The organism is Enhydrobacter aerosaccus (assembly GCF_900167455.1).
In the GTDB taxonomy this organism is placed as follows: Bacteria; Pseudomonadota; Alphaproteobacteria; order Reyranellales; family Reyranellaceae; genus Reyranella; species Reyranella aerosaccus.
In genome coordinates, this window is record NZ_FUWJ01000010.1 from 47,769 (window position 1) to 70,470 (window position 22,702).

Annotated in this window: 20 protein-coding genes and 1 tRNA gene; 13 read left to right on the forward strand and 8 right to left on the reverse strand. The window is 64.8% G+C overall.

Going from position 1 to position 22,702, the window contains the following annotated elements; all coding sequences use genetic code 11:
• Window positions 1-2 precede the first annotated feature (2 nt).
• On the reverse strand, window positions 3-428 hold the full coding sequence (locus B5D62_RS25520; protein WP_085936880.1) for a PaaI family thioesterase: 426 nt from the start codon (window positions 426-428) through the stop codon (window positions 3-5).
• Window positions 429-436: 8 nt separating this feature from the next.
• Complete coding sequence (locus tag B5D62_RS25525; RefSeq protein ID WP_085936881.1) at window positions 437-1,183, reverse strand: sulfite exporter TauE/SafE family protein; 747 nt, start codon at window positions 1,181-1,183, stop codon at window positions 437-439.
• A gap of 107 nt (window positions 1,184-1,290) precedes the next feature.
• On the opposite strand from B5D62_RS25525, the gene B5D62_RS25530 reads away from it, so the two are divergent.
• The 3 genes from B5D62_RS25530 (at window position 1,291) to B5D62_RS25540 (ending at window position 4,012) form a co-directional block, all read left to right on the forward strand.
• Entirely contained in the window at window positions 1,291-2,181 is an 891-nt protein-coding gene (locus tag B5D62_RS25530; protein ID WP_139374091.1) for a LysR family transcriptional regulator, read from the forward strand.
• On the forward strand, window positions 2,178-2,723 hold the full coding sequence (locus B5D62_RS25535; RefSeq protein WP_085936882.1) for a DUF488 domain-containing protein: 546 nt from the start codon (window positions 2,178-2,180) through the stop codon (window positions 2,721-2,723). Before B5D62_RS25530 ends, B5D62_RS25535 begins: the two co-directional genes overlap by 4 nt.
• A 92-nt stretch (window positions 2,724-2,815) precedes the next feature.
• Window positions 2,816-4,012, forward strand: a complete 1,197-nt coding sequence (locus B5D62_RS25540; RefSeq protein WP_085936883.1) for an NnrS family protein — start codon at window positions 2,816-2,818, stop codon at window positions 4,010-4,012.
• Window positions 4,013-4,040: 28 nt separating this feature from the next.
• Here the strand turns inward: B5D62_RS25540 and B5D62_RS25545 are convergent, their stop codons facing one another.
• Together B5D62_RS25545 and B5D62_RS25550 are read right to left on the reverse strand one after the other, a co-directional pair.
• Window positions 4,041-4,421, reverse strand: a complete 381-nt coding sequence (locus tag B5D62_RS25545) for a c-type cytochrome (protein WP_085936884.1) — start codon at window positions 4,419-4,421, stop codon at window positions 4,041-4,043.
• Window positions 4,421-5,356 (reverse strand): ferritin-like domain-containing protein, encoded by a 936-nt coding sequence (locus tag B5D62_RS25550; RefSeq protein ID WP_218191312.1) that lies wholly within the window; start codon window positions 5,354-5,356, stop codon window positions 4,421-4,423. The genes B5D62_RS25545 and B5D62_RS25550 overlap by 1 nt, the downstream gene beginning before the upstream one ends.
• 139 nt (window positions 5,357-5,495) lie before the next feature.
• Here B5D62_RS25550 and B5D62_RS25555 point away from each other — a divergent pair, with 139 nt between their 5' ends.
• The 7 genes from B5D62_RS25555 to B5D62_RS25585 are packed head-to-tail and all read left to right on the forward strand — an operon-like array spanning window position 5,496 to window position 14,315.
• The gene (locus tag B5D62_RS25555; RefSeq protein ID WP_085936886.1) at window positions 5,496-7,721 is read left to right on the forward strand and encodes a NosR/NirI family protein; all 2,226 of its coding nucleotides are present in this window, start codon (window positions 5,496-5,498) and stop codon (window positions 7,719-7,721) included.
• 41 nt (window positions 7,722-7,762) lie between these two features.
• Window positions 7,763-9,733 carry a TAT-dependent nitrous-oxide reductase gene (gene nosZ, locus B5D62_RS25560; protein WP_085936887.1) on the forward strand — a complete coding sequence of 657 codons (1,971 nt, stop codon included), beginning with the start codon at window positions 7,763-7,765 and terminating at the stop codon, window positions 9,731-9,733.
• 20 nt (window positions 9,734-9,753) lie between these two features.
• Window positions 9,754-11,052, forward strand: a complete 1,299-nt coding sequence (locus B5D62_RS25565) for a nitrous oxide reductase family maturation protein NosD (protein WP_085937031.1) — start codon at window positions 9,754-9,756, stop codon at window positions 11,050-11,052.
• A complete protein-coding gene (locus tag B5D62_RS25570; RefSeq protein WP_085936888.1) occupies window positions 11,049-11,969 on the forward strand; it encodes an ABC transporter ATP-binding protein in 921 nt (306 codons plus the stop codon). Before B5D62_RS25565 ends, B5D62_RS25570 begins: the two co-directional genes overlap by 4 nt.
• The gene (locus B5D62_RS25575) at window positions 11,966-12,796 is read left to right on the forward strand and encodes an ABC transporter permease subunit (protein ID WP_085936889.1); all 831 of its coding nucleotides are present in this window, start codon (window positions 11,966-11,968) and stop codon (window positions 12,794-12,796) included. The genes B5D62_RS25570 and B5D62_RS25575 overlap by 4 nt, the downstream gene beginning before the upstream one ends.
• Window positions 12,793-13,320, forward strand: a complete 528-nt coding sequence (locus tag B5D62_RS25580; RefSeq protein ID WP_085936890.1) for a nitrous oxide reductase accessory protein NosL — start codon at window positions 12,793-12,795, stop codon at window positions 13,318-13,320. The genes B5D62_RS25575 and B5D62_RS25580 overlap by 4 nt, the downstream gene beginning before the upstream one ends.
• Window positions 13,317-14,315 carry an FAD:protein FMN transferase gene (locus B5D62_RS25585; RefSeq protein ID WP_085936891.1) on the forward strand — a complete coding sequence of 333 codons (999 nt, stop codon included), beginning with the start codon at window positions 13,317-13,319 and terminating at the stop codon, window positions 14,313-14,315. Before B5D62_RS25580 ends, B5D62_RS25585 begins: the two co-directional genes overlap by 4 nt.
• 13 nt (window positions 14,316-14,328) lie before the next feature.
• On the opposite strand, the gene B5D62_RS25590 is transcribed toward B5D62_RS25585, so the two are convergent.
• Both B5D62_RS25590 and B5D62_RS25595 read right to left on the reverse strand, forming a co-directional pair.
• Window positions 14,329-14,403: transfer RNA gene (locus tag B5D62_RS25590), tRNA-Gln, on the reverse strand.
• An 83-nt stretch (window positions 14,404-14,486) separates the two neighbouring features.
• On the reverse strand, window positions 14,487-15,002 hold the full coding sequence (locus B5D62_RS25595; RefSeq protein ID WP_085936892.1) for a flavin reductase family protein: 516 nt from the start codon (window positions 15,000-15,002) through the stop codon (window positions 14,487-14,489).
• Between the two features lie 191 nt (window positions 15,003-15,193).
• Between B5D62_RS25595 and B5D62_RS25600 the strand changes: the two genes are divergently transcribed.
• Both B5D62_RS25600 and B5D62_RS25605 read left to right on the forward strand, forming a co-directional pair.
• Window positions 15,194-16,084, forward strand: a complete 891-nt coding sequence (locus tag B5D62_RS25600) for a CHAD domain-containing protein (protein ID WP_085936893.1) — start codon at window positions 15,194-15,196, stop codon at window positions 16,082-16,084.
• Window positions 16,085-16,103: 19 nt separating this feature from the next.
• Complete coding sequence (locus tag B5D62_RS25605) at window positions 16,104-17,267, forward strand: CobW family GTP-binding protein (RefSeq protein WP_085936894.1); 1,164 nt, start codon at window positions 16,104-16,106, stop codon at window positions 17,265-17,267.
• A 54-nt stretch (window positions 17,268-17,321) separates the two neighbouring features.
• Here the strand turns inward: B5D62_RS25605 and B5D62_RS25610 are convergent, their stop codons facing one another.
• Together B5D62_RS25610 and B5D62_RS25615 are read right to left on the reverse strand one after the other, a co-directional pair.
• Window positions 17,322-20,471 (reverse strand): multidrug efflux RND transporter permease subunit, encoded by a 3,150-nt coding sequence (locus tag B5D62_RS25610; RefSeq protein WP_085936895.1) that lies wholly within the window; start codon window positions 20,469-20,471, stop codon window positions 17,322-17,324.
• Between the two features lie 9 nt (window positions 20,472-20,480).
• On the reverse strand, window positions 20,481-21,692 hold the full coding sequence (locus tag B5D62_RS25615) for an efflux RND transporter periplasmic adaptor subunit (RefSeq protein ID WP_085936896.1): 1,212 nt from the start codon (window positions 21,690-21,692) through the stop codon (window positions 20,481-20,483).
• Window positions 21,693-21,937: 245 nt separating this feature from the next.
• On the opposite strand from B5D62_RS25615, the gene B5D62_RS25620 reads away from it, so the two are divergent.
• Window positions 21,938-22,681: a DUF4336 domain-containing protein gene (locus B5D62_RS25620; RefSeq protein WP_085936897.1), complete on the forward strand. Its 744-nt coding sequence runs from the start codon at window positions 21,938-21,940 to the stop codon at window positions 22,679-22,681.
• Window positions 22,682-22,702 lie beyond the last annotated feature (21 nt).

Below are 22,702 nucleotides of genomic sequence, written 5' to 3' on the forward strand. Positions count from 1 at the left end.
CGCTAACTCCGGACATTCACCGTGCGATGGCGGCTCAGGAGGGCGAACGACCCCACGCTGGCCAGCACGTCGTGGCGCGGACCATAAAGCCGGCCGCGCACCTGTGCCATATGCTCGTCGTGTCCAACCACCTCGCCCTCGGCCTGGAGCCACTCGCCGAGGCGTCCCGGCCCAAGGTAATCGATCGACAGGCGAATGGTGACGGCGCGGCGTTTCAGGACATGCCAGACGGCAGTGCCCATCGCCGAATCGAGAAAGGCGGCCAGCATGCCGCCATGCACGATGCCGAGGGCATTGGCATGCTGGGGGCCCGGTCGGAAACCGCGAATGGCGCGACCGTTCTCGATCTTCTCGAACCACGGTCCGTTGGCCGCGGCAAAACCGGTGGCTTCCGTCAGCTCACGGAAGTCTGGAGGAACATTGGACACGCACCATCTTAGGCGATGCCCACCAGCAGAACCAAGCCGTAGCCGACATAGTAGCTGGCCAGCGCCGTGATCAGCCGGTTCGACCAGACACGGAACTGCGTGTCGGTCAGCCGCTCGAGCAGGAATCGGCCCAGCGAGGTGCCGATGATCGACGAGGTCACGGCGACGCCCAGAAACCAGGGCGGGATCTCGCCCGCCTGCTCGATGAGGGCGCCGAAGTAGAACAGCTTGAAGCCATGGCCGAACACCTGGCACGCCGCCTTGGTGGCGATGATGCGCTTGCGGTCGAGCGGCGAGCGCAGGAACATCGTGTCCAGCAGCGGACCGGTGACGCCGGTCACGAGCATCAGCGCCATCGACAGCAGCCCTGTGATCGCCACCTGCAGCGGGCCGAACCGGCGCGGCAGGATACGCTCCGGCATGGCCCGGATCACAAACGGCGACAGCCCGAGCAGGAGCAGCGCCATCGGCTTGTCAGGAACATAAAGGGTGATCGACCACAGACCGACGGAGATCAAACAGCCGGCCACGTAGAAGACCAGGCTCGACCAGCCGACATGCCGCCACCACAGAACTGTTCGCCAGCCATTGGAGGCCATCTGCGTCACCGCGTGAAGGACCATGGCGGTCGGCACCGGGAACAAAGTCAGAAGCACGCCGATCAGGATCAGCCCTCCGGCCATGCCGAAGATGCCCGACAGAAAGGCGGTGCCGATCATCAGGAGGGAAAGAGCGAGGGCGAGGAAGGGCGTCATCCGCAGGACGCTAAGCGTCACTCTTTCAGTCTTCAAATATATGTCATATGCACTTACCATATGAATTGGATATGCTCGTCCATCGCTGACGCCATCGGACATTTGCCATGGAACTGCGCCATCTCCGCTACTTCGTCGCCGTTGCCCGCGAAGGCCACATCACCCGGGCGGCGGAGAAGCTCCACATCCAGCAGCCGCCGCTGTCGCAGCAGATCCGCGCTCTTGAGCGCGAAATTGATGCCCCCTTGTTCCTGCGCCACCCGCGCGGCGTGACGTTGACCGATGCCGGCCGCTGCTTCCTGGCCGACGCGGAAGCGATCCTGGCGCAAGCCGAAAGCGCCAAGATCCGGGCCCGGAGAACCGCCCGCGGCGAGGCCGGCCGCATTGCCGTGGGCTTCACGACCTCGGCGCCCTTCCACCCGCTGGTCGCCCGCGCGATCCGCGAATTCCGCCAGAATCGCCCCGACATCTCCTTCGTTCTGGAGGAGAGTAGCTCGGCCGAACTCGTGAGCGCGTTGCGCGACGAACGACTCGACATCGCCTTCATCCGATCGGGTCTCGTCGACCCTCAGGGCATCGACGTGCATGCCCTGCTCCATGAGGAGACTGCCGTCGCCTTCCCGGCGCGGCACCCCTTGGCCAAACGTTCGCGCGTCACATTGAAGGACCTGGCCGACGAGACCTTCATTCTCTATCGACGGCCCGACGGTCGCGGCCTGTACGACGTCATCATTGCCGCCTGCAGCGCCGCCGGCTTCAGCCCTCACGTGGACCAGGAGGCGCCCCGCATCGTCTCGACACTGAATCTCGTGGCCGCAGGACTGGGCATCACCATCGTGCCCGCCTCGCTCAGCCGGCTGCCGCTTGAGGGCGTCACCTATCGGCCGCTGCAGGGCAAACCGCCGCTCAGGATTCCCCTCAACCTGGCCTGTCGGCGCGACGAGCGCTCCGCGGCGACGCTTGCCTTCATCGACCTCGTGCGCCGACTGCGGCCATGATCAAGACCATCGGCCATTCCAACCATCCGATCGAGCGCTTCCTTGGCCTGCTGAAGACAGGCGAGGTCGAGCTGTTGGTCGATGTACGCTCGACGCCCTACTCGCGCCGCTTCCCGCAATTCGGCCGCGAAAAGCTGGCCAGTTCTCTGGCCGATGCCGGCATCGACTATCTCTGGCAAGGCGAGGCCCTGGGCGGCAAGCCGAGCGGAGGTGGCAGCTACGACACTTTGGCGGCGCGGCCGGAGTTCATCGTCGCGCTCGACCGCCTCATCGCCCGCAGCGCGACGACGACCCTGTGCCTGATGTGCGCGGAAAAGGAGCCGCTCGATTGCCATCGAACGCTCCTCGTGTCGCGGCGATTGGCAGAACGGGGCGCGATGGTCGAGCATCTGATGGCCGATGGCAGCGCGCGCCCGCACCACGAACTCGAACAGTCTCTGCTCGCTGAAGCCGGCGGGCCCGATCTGTTCGAGGACCGCAATGGCCGCCTTGCCAGTGCCTACCGCGCGCGCGAACGAGGCCGGAAGACAATAATGAGATAAGGGACAATGTTCCGCTCTTGATGCGCTCTTGACGTCGAGACGCATTACGCCAGATCAAAACAATGATCGGCGATTGTCGCTAGTAGCTCTCAATGGCTCAGATCCCGCGTCTTCGACCATACACCGGGCCGGCCCTGCTCTCTTACGGGTTCCGCCCCTTCTTTCTGCTCGGCTCCGTATGGGCCGGCCTCGAAGTGCTCGCCTGGTTACCGATGTTCTATGGCGAACTGTCGATGACCACGGCTTTCTCGCCGCGCGACTGGCATGTGCACGAGATGCTGTTCGGCTACGTCGCGGCAATCATCGCCGGTTTCCTGCTGACAGCGATCCCCAATTGGACAGGCAGGCTGCCCCTTCAGGGAAGACCGCTGCTCGTGCTGATGCTCGTCTGGATCGCCGGCCGTATGGCAGTGGCGCTTTCGGCGGAGATCGGCTGGCTCGCGGCGATGCTGACCGATGTCGCTTTCCTCACCCTGATGGCCGCGGCCTTCATGCGCGAGATCGCCGCAGGCAAGAACTGGCGCAATCTCAAGGTAGTGGCGCTTCTCGTATTGCTCGCCCTCGCCAACCTCGCCTTCCATCTCGAGGCTCATTACGCCGGATTGGCGCAGTACGCGACACGCGCCGGACTGGCATTCGTCCTCACCCTCATCATGGTCATTGGCGGTCGCATCGTTCCGAGCTTCACGCGAAACTGGCTGACGCGGCGCGAGCCAGGCCGCTTGCCCGCCTCGTTCGACCGCTTCGATATCGCCTGCATGATCTTGAGCGTCGCGGCGCTGCTGCTGTGGATCGCCTTACCGGACGGCACCGTCACGGGCATCACCCTCGTGGGCGCTGGCGTGATCAACGCCGTCCGCCTTGGGCGCTGGGCCGGCGACCGCACGGTCGCCGATCGGCTCGTCCTGGTTCTGCATGTGGGATTTGCCTTCGTGCCGCTGGGCTTCGTGCTCAACGCACTGTCGGCGTTCGGGATCGTCCCGCCCAGTGCCGGCATTCACGCCTGGACCGTCGGAGCGATCGGCATCATGACCCTGGCCGTCATGAGCCGGGCAAGCCTTGGCCATACCGGACGACCGCTGCAGGCTTCCCCGGCGCTGGAAGCGGTCTATGGGATCGTGTTGCTGGCTGCGATCGCGCGCATCGCAGCCGCGATTTCAGCGACCGGCACGGTGACACTGCTGCATATCGCTGCGTTCGCCTGGGCGACGGCATTCCTCGGCTTCGCCGGACTCTATGCGCCCCTGCTCTGCCTGCCGAAATGGCCTTCAGCCCGCGCCCGCTCCTGAGCAGGCACGGGCGGCATCAGATCAAGGGTCAATGCAGCGTGCTGAGATAGGAGATGATCTCCTTGCGCTCCTCGGCCTTCTTCACGCCGGCATAGGCCATCTTGTTGCCGGGAACGAATTTCTTCGGATCGGTCAGGTACTGATCGATCGAATCCGCGTTCCACGTGATGTTCGACTCTTTCATCGCCGAAGAATAATTGAAGCCGGCCTCGGTACCGGCCTTGCGGCCGACAACGCCGAACAGGGACGGGCCGATCTTGTTCTTCCCGGCCTCGCTCGTGTGACAGGTGAAGCAAACGCGCTTGAACAGCTTCTCGCCTTCCTCGGCCTCGTGCTTGTCCTGGGCGAAGGCTGCGGGAGTCGATGCAAGGACGAGCAACGCCAGCATCATACCTGTTCTCAGTCGCATTATCTTTCTCCTCGGTCCGCCTTCGTTTCACTTACGCCACCCAAGGCCCCTTGCGCATAAGACAGACGCTGCAACGCCTGGCGCTGGAAGTCCTGCGCCGCCGCCAGCACCCGTTCGTCCTGGGTCCGTTCGGCGGTCTCCGCATACTGATCGAAGGCATATTCCAGCAAACGGAGACCATCGCGGATAGTTTCCGCGGACGGTGTATCGAAGATGGCAATTGGACGCAGAGCGCCTCTGTCGACGGCCTCGCGCGCGCAGTGCTCTTCGCTGCGCGCCGCTTCTTCGAAGATAGTCGCCTCGAACTGCCGACCTTGTTGCGCCAGCTGCTTCGATAGGTCGCGATGGGCTCTGGCGGCCGCGCTCTCGATTGCCGACACATACGCCAGAAAGACACCCAGATCGCGGGCTTCGACGGCTTCAGCCCGCGGATGAGTTCGCCACGCCTTGCGTCGTTCGCGACGCAGCAAGGCGGCATGGTCCAGTTCGTCCTTCGCCAGCTCCTCCGCTGCTTCGCGAATGCCCCGGTCCTGCGCATGGGCAGCCAGATATGCATAAAAGGCGAAGGCGCGGTCCTCGTTGCGAACGGCAATGGCGAGCGCCGAGTACGGTGTAAGCAGATAAGAGCGTCCCTCCTCTTCCTGGAAGCCCTCGGGGAGATCCCAGCCAACGGCCACACCCTCGGGCAAGCGGCCGCCAATGCTTTGCGAACGCTCGCGGATCTGCGCCGCATGCTTGTCCTCGATGCCGGCAAGAAAGGTGAACAGCTCGAATAGCGACCGTTCGCCTTGCAGGCGCATCCGCTCCCCAATCTGACAGTAGCGGCGTCCCGCCTCCTCCTCCATTGCAACTGCGATCGCCATCAGAGCGTTAACAGACTCGACCTTGATATTGGGTTCAGCTCTTAATATCGTTGCACGATATGTTCGGTCCACGTCCGAACTCCCTGATCTTCGTGAGGTTATCGCGACTCGTCGTCTCTATGCTTGGTTTGACATGATGGAATCACAGAGCAACGCTACGCATCGAGACTAAGAACACGACACGAGCCTTCGTCAACTATCGCAGGTGCCGATGCGTGCGCTCAAGATCGACACGGCTGTCGCCGCTCTTCTTGCCTTGTTGGCATGCTGCGTTTGTCTTTGTCCGCCAGCAAAGGCGCAGTCATCGCATCTGGCCCAGTATCTCCAGTCGGCGCCTCTCGCGGATATCTTTCCGGGTGCCGACCATCTTGGCCCGATAGAGGGCAAACTTCCCGCCACGGCGGCCTATAACGGATCGACGCTGCTGGGTTATGTCTTTCTCAACGCCGATATCGTCAATGCGACGGGCTATTCGGGACGACCGATCAATATCGTCATCGGCATCGACCTGTCGGGAAAGATCGTCGGCGCCAAGCTGGTCGAACACCATGAGCCCATCGTTCTCATCGGCATCCCGGTGCAGAAGGTCGAGAACTTCATCCATGGCTATGTCGGGCTGAATTTCCTCCAGATGCCTTCCGTCACCAGCGGCGGGCCGCCGGTCGATATCGTGAGCGGCGCCACTGTGACGATGATGGTGATCGGCGACACCATCACCAAGTCCTCCATCCAGATCGCGCGATCGCGCGGACTGGGCAATGCCGCGACGGCAAGAGAACCGGCTACTCCCAGCGTCATCAAGAAGGTCGACCCGAACAAGGGCGGCGCGGAGGATTGGAATGTGCTGCTGGGCGATGGATCGGTCCGGCGACTGGCTGTCAGTGTCGGCGAAATCAACGAGGCCTTCGCCCACTCCGGGAATGCCAAGGCAGCGGATTATCCGCAGGAGGGCGCGGCGGACGACAGCTTCGTCGACCTTTATGTCGCGGAAGCAAGCGTTCCCGCGATCGGGCGAAGCTTGCTCGGCGACAGCGAATACGAGCAGCTGCGGCAGCGCCTGTCACCCGGCCAGCAGGCCATCCTCGTGGCCGGCAACGGCATCTACTCGTTCAAGGGCTCGGGCTATGTGCGCGGCGGCATCTTCGACCGCATCGAACTGGTCCAGGGCGAAAACATCATTCGCTTTCGCGATCGAAATCACAGACGCATCGGCGATATCGCCGCAGCCGGCGCACCGGACTTCCGCGAGATCGGGATCTTCGCGATCCCGCATCGGGAGACCTTCGATCCAGCGCAGCCCTGGCGCCTCAAGCTCCTGGTCCAGCGCACCATGGGGGCGCGCGACAAGGCGTTCCTGACCTACGACGTCGCCTATACGCTGCCCGATAAGTATCTCAGCATCGAAACGCCCGCCGCAGCCATCCCGGCCGCCGCGCCAATGCCCTCCACCAATGCGACCGGCACGACGCCTGCCAAGGCGGAGCAGACCGATCGCCTCGACGAGGCGCTGTGGCTCCGCATGTGGCGCGGTCGCATTCCCGAGATCGCGACGCTCCTGGTCGCGCTGGCGGCGCTCACCGGCATCTTCTTCTTTCAGGACGCACTGGTGCGGCGGCCGGTCCTTTACGATCGGGTGCGGCTGGGCTTCCTCGTCTTCACCCTGGTGTGGATCGGCTGGTACGCGCAGGCACAGCTTTCCGTCGTCAACGTGCTGACCTTCGCCAACGCCCTGCGAACCGACTTCCGTTGGGATTATTTCCTGATGGACCCACTGATCTTCATCCTGTGGGCAGCCGTTGCGGCCTCGCTGCTGTTCTGGGGCCGCGGGGCCTTCTGCGGCTGGCTCTGTCCGTTCGGCGCGCTCCAGGAGTTGCTCAACCGGCTGGCGCGCTTGCTGCGTATCCCGCAATACACGGTGCCGTTCGGCATCCATCAACGGCTGTGGCCGATCAAGTACATCGTGTTCCTGGTTCTGTTCGGCCTGTCGCTCTACTCGCTATCGCTCAGCGAGCAGGCTTCCGAGGTCGAACCCTTCAAGACGGCGATCGTGCTGCGCTTCGCACGCGACTGGCCGTTCGTGCTGTTCGCGGTCGTGCTGCTCACGGCCGGTCTCTTCATCGAGCGCTTCTTCTGCCGCTATCTCTGCCCTCTCGGCGCCGCGCTCGCCATCCCCGCCAGGCTGCGCATGTTCGACTGGCTGCGGCGCTATCGTGAATGCGGCAATCCGTGCCAGCGCTGCGCCCACGAGTGCCCGGTGCAGTCGATCCATCCGGAAGGGAACATCAATCCCAACGAATGCATCCAGTGCCTGCACTGCCAGATGCTTTACCACCACGCCTACAAGTGCCCGGTCGTGATCCAGAGACGCCTGCGACGCGAAAAGCGGCTGGCGATCACCAGTCCGAGCATGCGCGGCTCCTCTCCTTCCGTGAGGTGACGCGGATTCCCACGCCCGACTAGACACTGGAGGAGAACGCGATGACCAAGGGTAAGGACGATACCGGGCATCCGGAGACCGGCAGCGACACGTCATCTTCCGGCGTGAAGCGCAGGACGCTCATAGGCCATACCGCGAAAGCGGCCGCCCTGGCCGGCGCGACAGGTGCCGCCGGCGGAGCGGGACTGGCGGCCTTCACGCGACAGGCGCTGGGCCAGCAGCGACAGCAGCAGGGAGGTCGCCCACAGACCAACGAGGTGCGGCCGGGCGATCTCGACGAATATGTCGGCTTCTCCTCCAGCGGCCAGACCGGCGAAGTGCGCATCATCGCCATCCCGTCGATGCGCGAGCTGATGCGCATCCCGGTCTTCAACCGCTGCAGCGCCACGGGCTGGGGCCTGACCAATGAGAGCCGAAAGATCCTGACAGAAGGGCTGCTGCCCGAGACCCGGGACTTCCTGAAGACACGGGGCGGCATCTACCTCAACGGCGACGCGCATCATCCGCACATGTCCTTCACCGACGGGACCTACGACGGCCGCTACGTGTTCATCAACGACAAGGCGAACTGCCGGGTCGCGCGCATCCGCTGCGACATCATGAAGTGCGACAAGATCATCGAGGTGCCGAACGCCTCGGACATCCACGGCATGCGCCCGCAGAAATTCCCGCGCACCGGCTACATCTTCGCCAACAGCGAACACATCATCCCGATCCCCAACGACGGCAAGGTTCTCGACGACCCCAAGAACTACTGGTCGGTGTTCACGGCCATCGACGGCGACACGATGAAGGTGGCGTGGCAGGTGCTGGTGGACGGCAATCTCGACAACTGTGATGCCGACTACCAGGGCAAATACGCCTTCTCCACCTGCTACAATTCCGAGAAGGCCGTCACCACGGCCGAGATGACATCGGCCGAGCAGGACTGGGTGGTGATCTTCAACATTGCCCGCATCGAGCAGGCGGTGAAGGACAAGGATTACAAGGAGATGCAGGGCGTGCCGGTCGTGGACGGTCGCCACGGCTCAAAATACACCCGCTACGTCCCGATCTCTAACAATCCGCACGGCTGCAACACGGCGCCCGACGGCATCCATGTCGCGATCGCCGGCAAGCTGTCGCCGACCGTCAGCCTGCTCGACGTGCGCAAGTTCGACGATCTCTTCAACGACAAGATCAAGCCGCGGGATGTCGTCGTGGCCGAACCCGAAGTCGGCCTCGGGCCGCTCCACACTGCTTTCGACGGCAAGGGCAACGCCTACACCACGACCTTCATCGACAGCCAGATGGTGAAGTGGGACATGGAAAAGGCCAAACGGGCCTTCAAGGGCGAGAAGATCGACCCCATCCTCCAGAAGCTGGATGTCCACTACCAGCCCGGCCACGACCACACCAGCATGGGCGAGACCAAGGAGGCGGATGGCCGCTGGCTGATCTCGCTGAACAAGTTCTCCAAGGACCGGTTCCTCAATGTCGGGCCGCTGAAGCCGGAGAACGACCAGCTGATCGACATCTCCGGCAAGGAGATGAAGCTCGTGCACGATGGACCGAGCTTCGCCGAGCCGCATGACATCTGCATCATGCATCGCTCCAAGATCAATCCGATCAGCATCTACAAGCGCAACGACCCCATGTGGGCGGACGCCACCGCACAGGCGGCGAAGGACGGCGTCAAGCTCGAGGAGGCCGCGAACGTCATCCGCGACGGCAACAAGGTGCGCGTCTACATGCACTCGATCGCGCCCAACTACAGCCTCGAGAAGTTCACCGTGAAGCAGGGCGACGAGGTCACGGTCTACGTGACCAACATGGACGACGTCGAGGATCTCACCCACGGCTTCACCATCGTGGGTTACGGCATCGCCATGGAGATCGGCCCGCAGGCCACGGCTTCGGTGACCTTCACCGCCGACCGGCCCGGCGTGCATTGGTGGTACTGCCAGTGGTTCTGCCATGCGCTGCACATGGAGATGTCGGGACGCATGCTGGTCGAGCCCAAAGCCGCCTGATGGACGATGGACAGGGACGCATGCCTTCGCGATGCCTGTTCAGCGCTGCTGCCGGCCTCACGGCGCTTCTCCTGACCGTTGCCGCGCATGCGGCAACGGTGGAGGTGCCGGTAGGCAGCGACCTGCAACAGGCTATCGACGGCGCCAATGCCGGCGACACTCTCGTTCTGGCGCCCGGCGTGCATGATGGCCCTGTCACCATCGACAAGCCGCTGACTCTCGAAGGGCGCGGCGGCGCGGTCATCGATGCCCATGGCCGGGGCCGCACGGTCGACGTGAAGGCCGCCGACGTCACCTTGCGCGGCCTCTCCCTGCGCGGCTCGGGCCATGATCTTTCCAAGATGGAGGGCGCGGTATTCCTCAGCCGCACGGCCACCCGGGGCCGAGTGGAGGACAACGATATCGAGGGCAACCTGACCGGGGTCTACGTCCATGGCGCCCACGACGCGATCGTGCGCGGCAACCGCATCGTCGGCCGCACGGACCTGCGCCTCAACGAAGCGGGCAACGGAGTCTATGTCTGGAACGCGCCCGGGGCCCAAGTGCTCGACAACGACATTTCCGGCGGACGTGACGGCATCTTCACGGTCACGAGCCGCCAGAACCTGTTCAAGGGCAACCGCCTGCACAGCGTGCGCTTCGCGGTCCATTACATGTACACCAACGACAGCGAGGTCAGCGACAACGTCTCGATCGGCAATCATGCCGGCTATGTCCTGATGTATTCCGACCACATCCGCGTCTTCGACAACGTCTCGGTCGGCGATCGCGACCACGGCATCCTGCTCAACTACGAGAACGATTCGGATATCGAAGGCAACGCCGTCCTCGACGGCGCCGCCAAATGTGTCTTCATCTACAACGCCAACAAGAACATCTTCCGCCGCAACCGCTTCGAGGGCTGCAGGATCGGCATCCACTTCACCGCCGGCTCCGAGCGCAACCGGATCTCGCAGAATGCCTTCGTCAACAATCAGACGCAGGTCTTCTATGTCGGGACGCGCTTCCTCGACTGGGCGGAGAACGGGCGAGGGAACTACTGGAGCGACAATCCGGCCTTCGATCTCAATGGCGACGGCATCGCCGACGCGCCCTACCGCCCGAACGATCTCGTCGACCAGATCGTCTGGCGCTATCCCGCCGCGAAGCTCCTGATCAACAGCCCGGCAACGCAGGTGGTGCGCTGGGCGCAGTCGCAGTTCCCAGCCCTGCATCCCGGTGGCGTGATCGACAGCGCGCCCCTGATGCAGCCTCCCGCCATTCCCGCGGCCGCTGCGGCAAAGGCCGATCTTGCCGAACCAAGGGGACCGTGGCGATGAGCACGGCGACTGTCAGCCTGCGCGGCATCACGAAGCGCTATGGCAACCGGCCCGCCGTCACGGATGTCGATCTCGTGCTTCTCCCGGGCGAGCGTATCGCCTTGGTCGGTCACAACGGCGCCGGCAAGAGCACGCTGATCAAGCTGATGCTCGGCCTGATCCGGACCAGCACTGGCCAGATCGACGTGCTCGGCGCCGACATCACCCGGCACAAGGCTTCCGCCATCCGCGCTGACATCGGCTACCTGCCGGAGAATGTCGTCTTTCCGCCGGCCATGACCGGCCGCGAGCTGCTGTCCTTCTATGCCCGCCTGAAGCGGCGCGACGTTGCCCAGAACCAGTCGCTGCTGGAGCGGGTCGGCCTGGTCGACGCGGCCGACCAGCGCACCTCCACCTACTCCAAGGGCATGCGTCAGCGGCTGGGCTTGGCGCAGGCCCTGATCGGCAGGCCGCGGCTGCTGCTTCTCGACGAGCCAACCACCGGGCTGGATCCAGCGCTGCGCCGGACCTTCTACGACATCATCGATGCCTGCGCGCAGGATGGCGCCACCGTACTGCTGTCCTCGCACGCCCTCGCCGAGCTCGAATCCCGCTCCGATCGGATCGTGGTGATGAATCGCGGGCTCAAGGTCGCGGACGGCACCCTTGCCGATCTGCGGGCACTCGCCCGCTGCCCGACCCGGATTCGCGCCGACTTCGGAACGGACAGCACGCTGCCCGCTGAGTCCCTCGGTAACCGTGCCGGCTGGCGCGCCGTAGGCGTCAACATCTACGAAATTGCCTGCGCCGAACCCGACAAGATGGCGCTCGTCCGCCGGCTGATGACCCTGCCGGCACAACCACGGGACATCGAGATCGTCCCACCGACTCTGGACGACATCTACGCCCATTTCCTCGATCGAAAGGCTGCCGAATGAGCGCGGCGATCGTCATAGCCGGCCGCGAGATCCGCGACAGCCTGCGCAACCGTCGAGTCCTGGCAGCGACCGGTCTCATGGCCGCTCTGGCGCTGACCCTCACGCTGCTCGGCAGCGCGCCAACCGGCACGGTTGGCGTGAGCAAGCTCTCGGTCACGATCGTGAGCCTTGCGAGCCTGACGATCTTCCTCGTTCCGCTGATTGCCCTGCTGATCGCCCACGATGCTATCTCCGGCGAGATGGAGCGGGGCACGATGGCGCTGCTGCTGGCCCATCCGGTCCGCCGGATCGACGTCATCGGTGGGAAATTCGCCGGCCACGCGCTGGTCCTGGCGATCGCGGCCATCGTCGGCTACGGCACCGCGGCGCTCGCCCTGGCCGTGCTCGGCGACGAGGTCGAAATCGGGGCCTGGGCGGCATTCGCGACCATGGTCGGCACCAGCATCCTGCTGGGGCTCGTCTTCATCGCGCTGGGCTATCTCGTCAGCGCATCGGTACGTGATTCCCGCACGGCGGCCGCCGCCGCGATCGGCCTGTGGCTGTTCTTCGTGCTCATCTACGACATGGCCTTGCTCGGTGTTCTGGTGGCCGATCAGGGACGGACCCTGACGCCTGCCGCCCTGAATGCCCTTCTTCTCGCCAATCCTTCGGACGTGTTCCGACTGATCAACCTGACCAGCGGGCCGGATGTCAGCCTCTATGCCGGTATGGCTGGAGTGGCCCATCGCTCCGGTGCAAGCGCGTCGATACTCATCAGCGTCCTGGTGGGATGGATTGCGATCCCGCTGCTGCTCGCATCCCTGGTCTTCATGCGGAGAGAGTTATGATCAGGATTGCCGCTCTTCTGGCCCTGGCTGTGGCGGGATTGCTGCCGAGCTGCGAGGACAAGTCCACGGCCGCCGCCCCTCCTCCTCACGAAGTCGATGGCGACGCGGTCGCGCAGTTCTGCAACATGAGCCTGACCGAGCATTCGGGTCCCAAAGGACAGATCTTCGTCAAGGACGATCCGACGCCGTTCTGGTTCGCTTCGGTCCATGACCTGTTCGCCTTCGTCATGCTGGGCGATACGCCGAAGGCGATCACCGCGCTCTATGTCAACGACATGGCCAAGGCGAAGAACTGGGATCAGCCCGAGCCCGGCACCTGGATCGACGCCCGCCGCGCCTTCTATGTGATCGGGAGCAGCAAGCGCGGCGGCATGGGCGAACCCGAAGCCGTTCCCTTCTCGAACGAGGACGCCGCACAGCGATTTATCGCGCAGCATGGCGGGCGGTTGGTGCGCTTCGACCAGATGCCTCGCGACTATGTCCTCGCCAGCGACACCTCCAGCCCATCGGAGCCACCGCAATGACCTTCCGCCTCCCGCGACCGGGCCGCCGGCGCTTCCTGCAGATCTCGGCCAGCTTGGCGACTATGGGATTGCCCGCCGCGCAGGCCGCCCCACAAGACCAGGAGGATCTGCATCACTGGCAGGGTATCGCCTTGGGGGCCGACGCGTCGCTGACGCTCTATCATCCCGACCGCGCCGCCGCCGACAACCTGATCGCCACCTGCCTGGCCGAGGTGGCCCGGCTGGAAAAGGTGTTCAGCCTCTATCGTCCGGACTCGGCAATCAGCCGCCTCAACCGCGACGGCCATCTCGACGCTCCGCCATTGGAGCTTGTCGAGCTGCTGTCCCTGAGCCGCCAGATCGGCGACGCAACGGTCGGCGCTTTCGATCCGACGGTGCAGCCGCTCTGGGACCTCTATGCCCGACATTTCGCAGCACCGGACGCGAATCCGGCTGGCCCTTCCCGTGAATCCATCCGAGCCGTGCGCGAACGAGTGGGACTATCCGCCATCGACGTCGGCGCCAGCGAGATCCGCTTCGGGAAGCCGGAGATGGCGATCACGCTGAACGGCATCGCGCAGGGCTACATCACCGATCGCATCGTCGAGCTCCTGAAGGCGAACGGCATGACGCACGCGCTGGCCGACATGGGCGAGGTCCGAGCCTTGGGGACACGACCGGACGGCACGCCATGGTCGGTCGGCCTGGAAGATGCGGCCCTGCCCGGCCATATCGCCAGCACCATTCCGTTGGCCGATCGCGCCGTCTCGACCTCCGGCGGCTACGGCCTTCACTTCGATGGCGCCGAGCGGTTCAACCACATCTTCGATCCGCACACGGGCGAGACGAGCGACAGCTTCCTGGCGGTCTCCGTGGTGGCCCGTTCCGCTGCACTCGCGGACGGACTTTCCACAGCCTTCTCGGTGATGTCCCTGCCCGACATGCGGACGACGGCCAGGCGCTTCGACCTGCAGGTCCACGTGACGGCGCTGGATGGCTCGCGCTTCATGCTTTAGGGCAGGTGACCGTTGGCTGGGGCGCCAGGATTCGAACCTGGGAATGGAGGAATCAAAATCCTCTGCCTTACCGCTTGGCTACGCCCCAACGACCATAGGCAACAGGCGGCGGAACATAGTGGCTAACGGGCTGAAGTCAAAGCCGGCGTAACGGTCCGCGCAGCCAGCCATTCAGCTGCCGGACACGGCCTTCTTCAGGAGTTCGCCATGCACGAAAGTGCCGTCGGCATAGAGCAGCGCCGAGGCGTTCGCGTCGAGCGCCAGATCGACGATCTCGCCGATATAGATGGTATGCGTGCCGGCCGGCACCTTCGTCACCAACCGGCAGTCGAAGGAGACCGGACAGCCTTTCAGCACCGGCGCGCCGGTCGTCAGGGTGGACCAGTCGCCCAGATCCTTGAAGCGGTCGTCGCCCTCGATCCCGTGCATGCCGGCAAACCGCTCGGCGATCTTGCGATGGTCGGGACTGAGGATGTTGATGCAGAAAAAGCCTGCGTCGGCGATGGGATCGTGCGCGGAGGCCGATTTGTTCACGCAGGCCAGGATCTGCGGCGGCTCGGCCGATACGGAGCATACCGCCGTCGCCGTCAGCCCGCCGCGCAGATCGCGATGACGGGTCGTGATCAGGGTTACGCTCGCCGCCAGGTGGCGCATGCCCTTTTTGAAGGCAACCGCATCGATACTCATGGAGTGATCCTAGCAATCAACTTGCCACCTGCCACGGGAAATGGCGCTAACTCCCGATAATGGCAGCGAAATCGCCTGTCGGCATGGACCGTGACAGGCCACGCGGCTTTCGCAACGACATAAAACCTTCATCAAACTGACGCTTTTTGCGGTTGCTCACAGCCTTACCGTGGCTACGGTCAGCACCGCCCATGGTCGCCCCGCTCGCCCCCGATATGCCGCCCGATGCGGCCCTGCGCCAGATCGTGGCCGAATGCCGGACGGATCTCCTCAAATATCGCACCCTCGTGCTCCAGAGCCGACGGGCGATCGGCATCCACCAGACCCGCGTGGCCCTGCGCCGGCTCCGGGCGGCCTTGACGCTGTTCCGGGACGCGGTACCGGGCCCGGTCCAGCAGCGACTGGTGCGCTCGATGGCGGCGGAAGCCCGATGGTTGGCCGGCGAATGCGGCCCGTCGCGCGATCTCTATGTGTTCATGACCGAGAGCCTCCAGGAACCGCCACTGCTGGTGAAGCGGATCGCCAACCGCCTGGCGCGGTCTCATCTCGACCGGGCACGCGAGGCCCTTGCCGGCGCTCGCTTCGCCGCGTTCGAGGAGCAGCTCGCGGCCTTCATCGAGGCGCCGTCCTCCACCACCGGTCGGCTGGACGAATTCGCACGCGAGATGCTGGAGAAGCGCCACGGCAAGGTCGAGCGGCGCGGGCGCAAGCTAGCCTCGCTGGATACGGAGCAGCTTCACCGCCTGCGCATCGCCATCAAGAAGCTGCGCTATGCGTCGGGCTTCCTGCGCGCCGCCTTTCCCACTCCCGATTTTGATTCCCGGGCGATGAACGCCTATATCGACGCCACGGCGCGTCTCCAGAACGCGCTCGGTGCCCTGAACGACCGCGAGGTGGCGGCCCATATGCTGGCCGACATTGCTGCCGCAGCCCGACCGACCGAGCCGGTCGAACCCGAGCTGCGCCGGCTCCGCAAGCAGGTCGCTGCCGGCAGCAAGCGGCGGCGGCGGCGGATCGAGGAGGCCTGGAAGGCGTTCAGGAAGATCGAGCCGTTCTGGAGAGCGCCGTCGACAACGGAGTGACGTCGACAACGGAGTGACGATGAGCAACACGCAGACCGCCGCCGAAGAACGCATCCCCGTCACCGTGCTGACAGGCTTCCTGGGCAGCGGCAAGACAACCCTTCTGAACAAGCTCCTGCGCCGGCCGGAACTGTCCGACACGGCGGTGATCATCAACGAGTTCGGCGAAGTCGGACTCGACCATCTGCTGGTCGAGAAGTCGAACGACGAAGGCATGGTGACGCTGAATTCCGGCTGTCTCTGCTGCACCGTGCGCGGCGACCTCGTGCGGACGATGAGCGAACTGTTCCTCAAGCGCTCCAAGGGCGAGGTGACGCCGTTCAAGCGCATGGTCGTGGAGACCACCGGTCTCGCCGATCCGGCTCCCATCCTGCACACGCTGATGACCGACCCGCTGCTCGCCTCGCGCTATCGTCTCGATGGTGTCGTGACGACCGTCGACGGCATCAACGGCGCGTCGACGCTGGACAACCATGAAGAGGCGGTGAAGCAGGCGGCGGTTGCCGACCGGCTGCTGCTGACCAAGGTCGATATCGCCGAAGCGCCCAAGCTCGCCGAGCTCAAGGAGCGGCTGCACCAGCTCAATCCCGGCGCGCCGTTCCACAGCATCTCGGGCGGCGAGATCGACCCCAACCAGATCCTGAATGCCGGTCTCTACAATCCCGAGACCAAGAGCGCCGACGTCAAGCGCTGGCTGCACGAAGAGGCTTATGCCGAGGGTCATGAGCATGGCCACGGGCATCACCATCATCATGGTCACGATGACCACGATGGGCACGAGCATGGTCATGAGCATGGTCATGGCGAGCAGGACCCGCACAATCCCAACCGCCACGACGACCGCATCCGCTCCTTCTGCATGACCTTCGACGAGCCGATGAGCTGGTCGACCGTGGCGGCGGCGTTCGATGCGCTGGTGACCTATCGCGGCCCGGATCTGCTGCGCATGAAGGGCATCCTGAACGTCAAGGACACCGACAAGCCGGTCGTGATCCATGGCGTGCAGCACGTCTTCCATCCGCCTGCCACGCTCGATGCCTGGCCCGAAGGCGACGACCGCAAGAGCCGTGTCGTCTTCATCACCCGCGACATCGCCGAAAGCACCATCCGCAAGGTCTTCGCCTCCTTCTTCGAAGCCGAGAAGAAGGGCTGGAGCCAGCCGGAGCAGCAACAGCAGCAGTAGCCGCAGGTCCTATCCCTGGCAGCAGCCGCCAGGGAAGGGATTGGATCGACGATCCTACTCGGCCGCCGACGGAGCCGGCGGCCGGTAAGTGGCGGCCTTGGCCGCCTCCTTCTGGCGGTCGCGGCCCAGGACGCGCTGGACCACGACGAAGAAGACCGGAACCATCAGCAGCGCCAGGACGACGACGGCGATCATCCCGCCCATGACGCTGGTGCCGAGCGCCTGCTGGCTCTTGCCGCCGGCCCCAGTGGCGATGGCCATCGGCAGCACGCCGCAGACGAAGGCGAACCCCGTCATCAGGATCGGCCGGAAGCGCAGCCGACAGGCCTGCAGCGTCGCCTCGAGCAGCGGCATGCCATGGCCGCGCAGATCCTTGGCGAATTCGATGATCAGGATCGCGTCCTTGGCGGCGAGACCGATGATCGTGATCAGCCCGACCGTGAAGTAGACGTCGTTGGCCAGGCCACGCAGGCTAGCCGCGGCGACGGCGCCGCAGATGCCGAGCGGCACCGTCAGCAGCACGGCGAGCGGAATGGTCCAGCTCTCGTAGAGCGCCGCCAGGCACAGGAACACCACCAGCGCCGACAGCGCGAGCAGGAACGGCGCCTGCGAGCCGGACAGCTTCTCCTGCAGCGACTGGCCGGTCCACTCGTAGCCGAAGCCGCGCGGCAGGCTGTTCGCCAGCCGTTCCATCTCGGCGATGGCGTCGCCGCTGGTGTAGCCGGGCCGCGCCTCGCCGCTGATGCGGATCGACGGGTAGTAGTTGAAGCCGACGATCTGCGCCGGCCCCTTCGACCATTCGACGGTGGCGAACGACGAGAAGGGCACGAGCTGGCCGCGATCGTTCTTGACGTTGTAGGTGAGGATGTCGTCGGCGTTCATGCGGTTCTCGGCATCGCTCTGCACGATGACTCGCTGCATCCGGCCACGATTGGGGAAGTCGTTCACGTAGGTCGATCCGAGATTGGTCGAGATCGTGTTGTTGATGCTCTCGAACGACACGCCGAAGGCGCTGGCCTTCTCGCGATCGATCACGAGATTCACCAGCGGCGCCGGCGGCAGGCCCTCGATATAGACGTTCTGCAGCACGGGGCTGGCATTCGCCGCCGCGATCAGCCGGTCGGCGGCGCTCTTCAGGGCGGCATAGCCCTTCTGTCCGCGATCCTGCAGGCGGAAGCTGAAGCCGCTGGAATTGCCGAGATTGTCGATCGGCGGCGGCTGCAGGGCCGAGATCTCCGCGTCGCGGACCGGGCCGAGATCGCGATTGATATCCGCCACGATCGCGGCCGCGCTGTCGTCGGGTCCGCGCTCTGACCAGTCCTTCAGGGTGACGAAGGCCTGCGCCGTGTTCACGCCCTGGCCGAAGAAGCTGAACCCGGTGAGGAAGGTCACGTTCTTGATGCCCGGCCGGTCGGCCAGGTACTTCTCCACGCGCTCGACGGCCGCCAGTGTGCGGCTGTAACCGGCGTCGGAAGGTGTCTGCACGTCGGTGGTGATGAAGCCCTGATCGTCGATCGGCAGGAAGCCGCCCGGCAGGCGCGCGAAGCCGAAGGCCAGGACTCCGACCAGCACGGCATAGAGTCCCATCAAGCGGCCGGCGCGCTTCAGCGACCAGCCGACCGTTCCGGTATAGCGGTCTCGCACGGTGTCGAGGGTACGGTTGAACAGGCCGAACAAGCCGCGCCGCGCCTGGACGTGGCCCGGCTCGACCGGCTTCAGCAACGTCGCGCACAGCGCCGGCGTCAGCGACAGCGCCATCAGCGCCGAGAAGCCGATCGCCGCCACCATCGTCACCGAGAACTGCCGGTAGATGATGCCGACCGAGCCGGGGAAGAAGGCCATCGGCACGAACACCGCCATCAGCACCAGGGTGATGCCGACGATGGCGCCGGTGATCTGCGACATCGCCTTGCGCGTGGCTTCCTTGGGCGGCAGCCCTTCCTCGGCCATGATGCGCTCGACGTTCTCGACCACGACGATGGCATCGTCGACCAGGATGCCGATCGCCAGCACCATGCCGAACATGGTGAGCATGTTGATGGAATAGCCGGCGATCAGCAGCGTGGCGCAGGTGCCGAGCAGCGCCACCGGCACGACGACGGTCGGAATGACGGTGTAGCGGATGTTCTGCAGGAACAGGAACATCACGATGAAGACCAGCACCACCGCCTCGATCAGCGTGCTGACGACCTTCTCGATCGACGCCTCGACGACCGGAGTGATGTTGTAGGGAATCTCGTAGGCGATGTTGGCCGGGAAGAAGCGCGACAGCTCCTTCATCTTCGTCTCGACTGCGCTCGCGGTCGCCAGCGCGTTGCCGGTCGGCGACAGCAGCACCGAGAGTCCGGCCGTCGGCTTGCCGTTCAGGCGGGTCGTGAACTGGTAACCCATGCCGCCGACCTCGATGCGCGCGACGTCGCGCAGGCGCACGGTGGAACCGTCGGGATTGGCGCGCAGCACGATGGCGCCGAACTCGTCCGGCGAACTCAGCTGGCCCTTCACCAGGACGAGGGCGGAGATCCTCTGGCCGTTGCTGGGTTCGGCGCCGATGCTACCGGACGCCACCTGGGCGTTCTGCGCGTTGATGGCGTTGGTGACGTCGTCGGCGGTCAGGTTGTAGCCGACGAGGCGGTCGGGATCGACCCAGATGCGCAGCGACCGTTCGGTCGAATAGAGCGTGGCGCGGCCGACGCCGGGAATGCGCCGGATCTCGCCCAGGATGTTGCGGACCATGAAGTCGCCCAGCCCGACCTCGTCGAGACTGCCATCGGTCGAGGTGAGGGTGATGATCTGAAGCACCGCACTCGACGCTTCCTCCACCAGGATGCCCTGCTGCATCACGGCGCGCGGCAGGCGCGCCTCGATGCGCTTGATGCGGTTCTGCACCTCGACCGACGCCATGCTGGGGTCGGTGCCCGGCACGAAATTGGCGATGATCTCGACCTGGCCCAGCGAATCGCTGGTCGATTCGAAATTGAGGATGCCGGATGCGCCGTTCAGCTCCTCCTCGATCAGGCGCGTGACGCTGTTGTAGAGATTCTCCGGTGAGGCGCCGGGATAGCTGGTGCTGACCGAGATCGAGGGCGGCGCGATGATCGGATACTGCGCCACCGGCAGCAGCGGGATCGCGATCAGGCCGACCAGGCAAATGAACAGCGCGACAACCCAGGCGAAGATAGGCCGATCGATGAAGAAGCTTGGCATTCCGGGGGCTCAGCGGCTCGTTTCGGGAAGGCCGAGACGCTTCGACGGTTCGAGACGGGCCTCTTCGTTCCAGGGCAAAGGCCGCACGCTGTCGCCAGCGGCGAATTTCTGAAAGCCCTCGACCACCACGCGGTCGCCGGGCTTTAGCCCTTCGAGCACCAGCCACTGCCCGTCCTGCAGCGATCCGGTCCGCACCGGCTGCACGGCGACGCGCCCGTCGTCCTTGACCACGAACACCTCGGCCCCGCCACCGCCATTCCATTGCACCGCCTGCTGCGGGATCGCGATCGCGTCGGTGTCGATGCCCTGCTCGATCAGCACGCGGACATACGTGCCCGGCAGCAGCACGTTCTTGGGATTGGCGAACTCGCCGCGTAGCGTCACCTGTCCGGTCGAGGCATCGACCTTGGCCTCGGAGAAGAGCAGCTTGCCCGGGAACGGGTAGCGCGAGCCGTCGTCCATCACGAGCTGCACCTTCGCCGCATCGGGCGCAATCCGCTCGAGATCGCCCGACTCGAAGGCCTGACGCAGCTTGTTCATCTCGCTCACCGATTGCGTGAAGTCGGCATAGATCGGGTCGAGCTGCTGGATGGTGGCGAGATTGGCCGCATCGTTCTGCACGACAAGAGCGCCTTCGCTGGCGAGCGCGGCGCCGATGCGCCCGCTGATCGGCGCGCGGATGGTCGCGTAATCGAGATTGAGGCGTGCCCGCGCCACATCCGCCTCGCGCGCCGCGACCTCCGCCCTCGCCTGTTGCACGGTCGCAATCGCGGTTTCGGTCTGGGCCTGGGAGATCGCCTGGGCCTTGGTCATCGCCAGCGCCCGCTTCTCCTGGAGGATGGCAAGATCGAGCGCGGCCTTGGCCTTGGCCAAGGCCGCGTCCTGCGCCTGCAGGTCGACCTCGAACGGCTTGGGATCGATCTGGTAGAGCGGGTCACCCGCCTTGACGTCGCTGCCCTGGTTGAACATGCGCGTGACGATGATGCCGGAGACCCGCGGCCGCACGTCGGCGACACGCATCGGCGCGATGCGGCCCGGCAATTCGCGCGTGATGGCGCGATCCTCGGCCTTGATCGTGACGATGCTCACGTCCGGCAATGTCGGCTCGGAAGCGGCGGAGGCCGGTGTTTCCCGCCCCCATAGAAAGGGAATCGCGCCGGCGATCCCGCCCACGACCGCGAGCATCACGGCCCCCACCCTCATACGCTTGCTGATACGCATTGCCTCTCCCACTCGTGATTTACGCACGACTCGCCTGCGCACTTACCCGCGCGGGCTGCACTCACAGGCGGTATTCCTCCCAATCGCCGTCGTTCTGCCTGCGCCTGCAGACGGCCCCCGACTGGCGTTGCACATTGTGTGCGATTGGCGGCGAATGTCGCTGCTGACTGTGGCGAAAACAGGACGGAATTGACGTGGCCGAGCGGGCGGCAACACGCGTTCGGCGCTCGCGTTCCCTTTGCGTCATGCAGACATCGACGCCGTTCGTCTATCCGCCCCTCGATACGCTGAAACGGGTTGCAAACGATGTATGGATCGTTGACGGCCCGCTGATCCGATTCGGTCCGCCGGGGCTGAAAATGCCGTTTCCGACCCGCATGACCGTCATCCGCCAGTCCGGCGCGCTTTTCATTCACTCGCCCACGCCGCTGATGCCTGATTTACGGACGGAACTGGAAGCCCTCGGCCAGCCGCGTTGGATCGTCGGTCCCAATCGGCTCCATTACTGGTGGATTCCGGACTGGCATCGGGCCTTCCCGGGCGCCGATGTCTACCTGGCCCCGCGTATCGTCGAACAGGCACGCGGAAGGATCGACTTCGCCTACCGTCCGCTCGACCGCGACCAGGGCTACTCCTGGGACACTTTCATTACGACGCTGCGCGTCGCCGGCTCCTTCATGACGGAAGTCATATTCTTCCATCAGCCCAGTCGAACCCTGCTAGCGGCCGATCTCATCGAGAATTTCGAAACGGAGAAGGTCCCCTTCCTGTGGGTTCGCGGCCTGATGTGGCTCGGGGGTGTCCTTGCCCCCGACGGGCAGATGCCACGGGACATGCGCCTCTCCTACAGGGGGCAAAGGGCGGCGCTTCGACAGGCGGTGAAGCGCATGATTGCGCTGGCGCCCGACCGCATCATCATCGCACACGGCCGGTGGTTCGAAAGCGACGGCACCGCCCAACTGCAGCGCGCGTTCCGCTGGCTTCTCTGAGATGGCGAAGACATCTTGACG

Excerpts from the sequence above, each read along its gene's own strand:
- B5D62_RS25610 (WP_085936895.1), bottom strand. The coding sequence starts at position 20,471 with ATGCCAAGCTTCTTCATCGATCGGCCTATCTTCGCCTGGGTTGTCGCG.
- B5D62_RS25620 (WP_085936897.1), top strand. The coding sequence starts at position 21,938 with ATGCAGACATCGACGCCGTTCGTCTATCCGCCCCTCGATACGCTGAAA.
- B5D62_RS25570 (WP_085936888.1), top strand. The coding sequence starts at position 11,049 with ATGAGCACGGCGACTGTCAGCCTGCGCGGCATCACGAAGCGCTATGGC.
- B5D62_RS25600 (WP_085936893.1), top strand. The coding sequence starts at position 15,194 with ATGGTCGCCCCGCTCGCCCCCGATATGCCGCCCGATGCGGCCCTGCGC.
- B5D62_RS25585 (WP_085936891.1), top strand. The coding sequence starts at position 13,317 with ATGACCTTCCGCCTCCCGCGACCGGGCCGCCGGCGCTTCCTGCAGATC.
- nosZ (WP_085936887.1), top strand. The coding sequence starts at position 7,763 with ATGACCAAGGGTAAGGACGATACCGGGCATCCGGAGACCGGCAGCGAC.
- B5D62_RS25565 (WP_085937031.1), top strand. The coding sequence starts at position 9,754 with ATGCCTTCGCGATGCCTGTTCAGCGCTGCTGCCGGCCTCACGGCGCTT.
- B5D62_RS25575 (WP_085936889.1), top strand. The coding sequence starts at position 11,966 with ATGAGCGCGGCGATCGTCATAGCCGGCCGCGAGATCCGCGACAGCCTG.
- B5D62_RS25580 (WP_085936890.1), top strand. The coding sequence starts at position 12,793 with ATGATCAGGATTGCCGCTCTTCTGGCCCTGGCTGTGGCGGGATTGCTG.
- B5D62_RS25605 (WP_085936894.1), top strand. The coding sequence starts at position 16,104 with ATGAGCAACACGCAGACCGCCGCCGAAGAACGCATCCCCGTCACCGTG.
- B5D62_RS25535 (WP_085936882.1), top strand. The coding sequence starts at position 2,178 with ATGATCAAGACCATCGGCCATTCCAACCATCCGATCGAGCGCTTCCTT.
- B5D62_RS25555 (WP_085936886.1), top strand. The coding sequence starts at position 5,496 with ATGCGTGCGCTCAAGATCGACACGGCTGTCGCCGCTCTTCTTGCCTTG.
- B5D62_RS25595 (WP_085936892.1), bottom strand. The coding sequence starts at position 15,002 with ATGAGTATCGATGCGGTTGCCTTCAAAAAGGGCATGCGCCACCTGGCG.
- B5D62_RS25545 (WP_085936884.1), bottom strand. The coding sequence starts at position 4,421 with ATGCGACTGAGAACAGGTATGATGCTGGCGTTGCTCGTCCTTGCATCG.
- B5D62_RS25540 (WP_085936883.1), top strand. The coding sequence starts at position 2,816 with ATGGCTCAGATCCCGCGTCTTCGACCATACACCGGGCCGGCCCTGCTC.
- B5D62_RS25530 (WP_139374091.1), top strand. The coding sequence starts at position 1,291 with ATGGAACTGCGCCATCTCCGCTACTTCGTCGCCGTTGCCCGCGAAGGC.
- B5D62_RS25525 (WP_085936881.1), bottom strand. The coding sequence starts at position 1,183 with ATGACGCCCTTCCTCGCCCTCGCTCTTTCCCTCCTGATGATCGGCACC.
- B5D62_RS25615 (WP_085936896.1), bottom strand. The coding sequence starts at position 21,692 with ATGCGTATCAGCAAGCGTATGAGGGTGGGGGCCGTGATGCTCGCGGTC.